Annotated in this window: 2 protein-coding genes and 9 tRNA genes; 9 read left to right on the top strand and 2 right to left on the bottom strand. The window is 39.2% G+C overall.

From position 1 onward, the window contains the following. The first annotated feature begins 34 nt into the window (after positions 1–34). From K4Z77_RS09620 to K4Z77_RS09660, 9 genes are all read left to right on the top strand, one after another. Positions 35–108: transfer RNA gene (locus K4Z77_RS09620), tRNA-Pro, on the top strand. 5 nt (positions 109–113) lie between these two features. Continuing rightward, positions 114–187, top strand: a tRNA-Met gene (locus K4Z77_RS09625). Positions 188–200: 13 nt separating this feature from the next. After that, a tRNA-Ile gene (locus K4Z77_RS09630) sits at positions 201–274 on the top strand. Between the two features lie 12 nt (positions 275–286). Beyond that, positions 287–376 (top strand) — tRNA-Ser (locus K4Z77_RS09635). 10 nt (positions 377–386) lie between these two features. Then, positions 387–460 (top strand) — tRNA-Met (locus K4Z77_RS09640). A 3-nt stretch (positions 461–463) separates the two neighbouring features. Further along, positions 464–536: transfer RNA gene (locus K4Z77_RS09645), tRNA-Phe, on the top strand. A 20-nt stretch (positions 537–556) separates the two neighbouring features. Beyond that, positions 557–627, top strand: a tRNA-Gly gene (locus K4Z77_RS09650). 34 nt (positions 628–661) lie between these two features. Then, a tRNA-Ile gene (locus K4Z77_RS09655) sits at positions 662–735 on the top strand. Between the two features lie 6 nt (positions 736–741). Then, positions 742–829, top strand: a tRNA-Ser gene (locus tag K4Z77_RS09660). A 139-nt stretch (positions 830–968) separates the two neighbouring features. Here K4Z77_RS09660 and K4Z77_RS09665 read toward each other — a convergent pair. Together K4Z77_RS09665 and birA are read right to left on the bottom strand one after the other, a co-directional pair. Then, entirely contained in the window at positions 969–2,225 is a 1,257-nt protein-coding gene (locus tag K4Z77_RS09665) for an ISL3 family transposase (protein ID WP_224219177.1), read from the bottom strand. 213 nt (positions 2,226–2,438) lie between these two features. Beyond that, a complete protein-coding gene (birA, locus tag K4Z77_RS09670) occupies positions 2,439–3,374 on the bottom strand; it encodes a bifunctional biotin--[acetyl-CoA-carboxylase] ligase/biotin operon repressor BirA (protein ID WP_224219178.1) in 936 nt (311 codons plus the stop codon). Between the last annotated feature and the right edge of the window lie 291 nt (positions 3,375–3,665).

Below are 3,665 nucleotides of genomic sequence, written 5' to 3' on the forward strand. Positions count from 1 at the left end.
TCGACTCCTCTAGGGTGCATTTTTCTATTTAACTCGGGAAGTAGCTCAGCTTGGTAGAGTACTTGGTTTGGGACCAAGGTGTCGCAGGTTCGAATCCTGTCTTCCCGATTTATGGCGGTGTAGCTCAGCTGGCTAGAGCGTCCGGTTCATACCCGGGAGGTCGGGGGTTCGATCCCCTTCGCCGCTATAATGATCTTGTTGGACCTTTAGCTCAGCTGGTTAGAGCTCTCGGCTCATAACCGAGTGGTCGTAGGTTCAAGTCCTACAAGGTCCATTTGAATATTATGGAGGATTACCCAAGTCCGGCTGAAGGGAACGGTCTTGAAAACCGTCAGGCGTGTAAAAGCGTGCGTGGGTTCGAATCCCACATCCTCCTTTTGTATTAACGCGGGATGGAGCAGCTCGGTAGCTCGTCGGGCTCATAACCCGAAGGTCGTAGGTTCAAATCCTGCTCCCGCAATAAGGCTCGGTAGCTCAGTTGGTAGAGCAATGGATTGAAGCTCCATGTGTCGGCGGTTCGATTCCGTCTCGCGCCATTTTTAATTATAGTATGTATGCGGGTGTAGTTTAGTGGTAAAACTACAGCCTTCCAAGCTGTTGTCGCGAGTTCGATTCTCGTCACCCGCTTTGAACTTTGTTCAAATTACCAAGTTTTTAACTTGGGCGCGTAGCTCAGGTGGTTAGAGCGCACGCCTGATAAGCGTGAGGTCGGTGGTTCGAGTCCACTCGTGCCCATTAATTGGAGAATTACTCAAGAGGCTGAAGAGGACGGTTTGCTAAATCGTTAGGTCGGGTAACTGGCGCAAGGGTTCGAATCCCTTATTCTCCGTTTTAATGAGGGTTTATAACTCTCTTTTTTTGTATTTTTAAGAGTAGTAGAATAAAAACTTCAGATTTGTAAAATTAATTGGATTACTTATCTGAAGTTTTTTTGCGCTCTTTGTCAACTGTAGTGGGCTTGAGAAAAGCTAAAATCTAGAAAGGACGAAATTTGTCCTTTCTTTTTTGATATTGAGAGCGATAAAAATTCGTTTTTTGAAGTTTTCAAAGTTCCGAAATCCAAAGGCATTTCGTTTGATAAGTTTAACGAGATTATTGGTCGCTTCCAGTTTGGCTTTAGAATAGGGGAGTTGAAGGGCGTTGACGATTTTCTCTTTGTCCTTTAGAAAGGTTTTAAAGACAGTCTGAAAAAGAGGATGAACCTGCTTTAGATTGTCCTCAATAAGTCCGAAGAATTTGTCAGGTTCCTTGTTCTGAAAGTGAAAAAGCAAGAGTTGATAGAGATTGTAGTGGTGTTTCAACTCTTCTGAATAGCTCAAAATCTTGTCTAGAATCTCTTTATTCGTTAAGTGCATACGAAAAGTAGGGCGATAAAATCGTTTATCACTCAGTTTACGACTATCCTGTTGAATGAGTTTCCAGTAGCGTTTGATGGCCTTGTATTCATGGGATTTTCGCTCAAATTGATTCATGATTTGGACACGTACACGACTCATGGCACGGCTTAGATGTTGGACAATGTGAAAGCGGTCAAGAACGATTTTAGCGTTAGGAAAAAGTTTACTGGCAATATCGTAGTAAGGGCTAAACATATCCATCGTAATGATTTTCACCTGACAACGAACAGCTCGCTCGTAGCGCAGAAAGTGATCACGAATGACAGCTTGTGTTCTACCCTCAAGAACAGTGATGATGTTGAGATTATCAAAATCTTGTGCAATAAAACTCATCTTTCCCTTAGTGAAGGCATACTCGTCCCAGGACATAATCTCAGGGAGGTAAGAAAAATCAGACTTAAAACGGAAGTCATTGAGCTTACGAATGACAGTTGAAGTTGAAATAGCCAGCTGATGAGCAATATCGGTCATAGAAGTCTTTTCAATCAGCTTTTGCGCAATCTTTTGGTTGATGATACGAGGAATTTGATGATTCTTCTTGACGAGAGAGGTTTCGGCGACCATCATTTTCGAGCAATGATAGCACTTGAATCGACGCTTTTTCAGGAGGATTCTAGTAGGCATACCAGTCGTTTCGAGGTAAGGAATTTTCGACGGTTTTTGAAAGTCATATTTCTTCATTTGATGTCCACAATCAGGACAAGATGGGGCATTGTAATCCAGTTTAGCGATGATTTCCTTAAGTGTATCCTTATTGATGATGTCTAGAATCTGGATATTAGGGTCTTTAATATCGAGTAGTTTTGTGATAAAATGTAATTGTTCCATATGAATCTTTCTAATGAGTTGTTTAGTCGCTTTTCATTATAGGTCATATGGGACTTTTTTTCTACAACAAAATCGGCTCCATAAGATCCATAGGGGATTTACCCACTACAAATATTATAGAGCCAGTTTTTTGTGCTCTTTGACAACTGTATAGGGCTGAAGAAATACTAAATTTTTATATATTGTTGATTTTATGGTTGTGCTTGTTTATTACTACTTCCAACTCTTGAGTGAAATTTCTCCGCTATTTAGCCAGATTTCTTTTCCGTTATCACATTGAACTAAAAGTTTGCCATTTTCTGAGATATCTTTAGCAAGTCCCTTGTAGTCTTTTTGATCTAGTGTAAAAGTCACTTCTTTTCCAAGAACGAATGACTGTTTTTTATATAGGTATAATAGCTCATCTGCTGGTGTTTCGAAGAAAGCACGCCAGATTTCTATGATTAATTCATTCCTTGTTATTGGAGCTGTAGTTTTAAATAAGCTAGCAGCTTTTTCTTTTAATTCTTGTGGGAAATCATTAATAGTAAAGTTGATTCCTACTCCAATAATGATATCTGTGACTAAGCCTGTTTCTACAGAGGTCATTGCTTCAGTGAGGATTCCTCCAATTTTATGATTGTTTAGGTAGATATCATTGACCCATTTTATGTCGACATCTATTAAAGTTAGGTTCTTAATGGCTTTGTAGACAGCTCCTGCTACAAGTAGTGTGTAGGATGGTAATTGGTCATATGGAAGATTTGGTTTAAGATGGAGTGTCATATAAATACCACCTTGTGGTGAGTAGAAGGAACGTTGAAATCGACCTCGGCCTGCTGTTTGATAGGAAGCTAGATAGAGGGTGTTTACTTCATTCCCTAAATCAATTGCTTCTTTTGCATCCAGTTGTGTTGATTTTGTTTCGGGTTTAAAACTGATTTTAATTGGAAGATTTTCTTCTAGAATCTCTGGAAGAATAAGGTCTCCATTCACCAGTTTATAGCCTTTGTTTTTGATACTATCAATTTCAATGCCTTCTTGTTCTAAACGCTTGATGGCTTTCCAAATTGATGTTCGAGTTAGTGATAGTTCTTCTGCAATTTTTTCTCCGCTGATATAATCGATTTCTTTAGCTAGAATTTGGTAGACGGCTTGGTAGGATTTCATAGTGTTGGCTTTCTTTAAGAATAGTATATGATTTGAATCTAGTTTGGATAGTTGCGCCTAATCTATATTTTATTACTACTATTTTAACATATGCCTACTATTTACGGCATGATTTTCTTAGAGAAAATGCAATCATTAAGATTGAGTTTTGAAATCTCAGTATTTTTGCTCCCTTTTTGGTAAATTCCCAAACTAAGTTCCACCGCTAATCCAAGTGGAAGTTAGTCTGATAAAAATTCTAAAAACCAGTGGAAATCCGTGTCAGGGTAAGTTCCACTGGTTTTAATCATG

Origin of the sequence: Streptococcus mitis subsp. hohhotensis (assembly GCF_020089495.2) — a bacterium.
In the GTDB taxonomy this organism is placed as follows: domain Bacteria; phylum Bacillota; class Bacilli; order Lactobacillales; family Streptococcaceae; genus Streptococcus; species Streptococcus hohhotensis.

Bases quoted from the DNA above. Each gene is read 5' to 3' on its own strand.
- K4Z77_RS09665 (WP_224219177.1), bottom strand. From the start codon at position 2,225: ATGGAACAATTACATTTTATCACAAAACTACTCGATATTAAAGACCCT.
- birA (WP_224219178.1), bottom strand. From the start codon at position 3,374: ATGAAATCCTACCAAGCCGTCTACCAAATTCTAGCTAAAGAAATCGAT.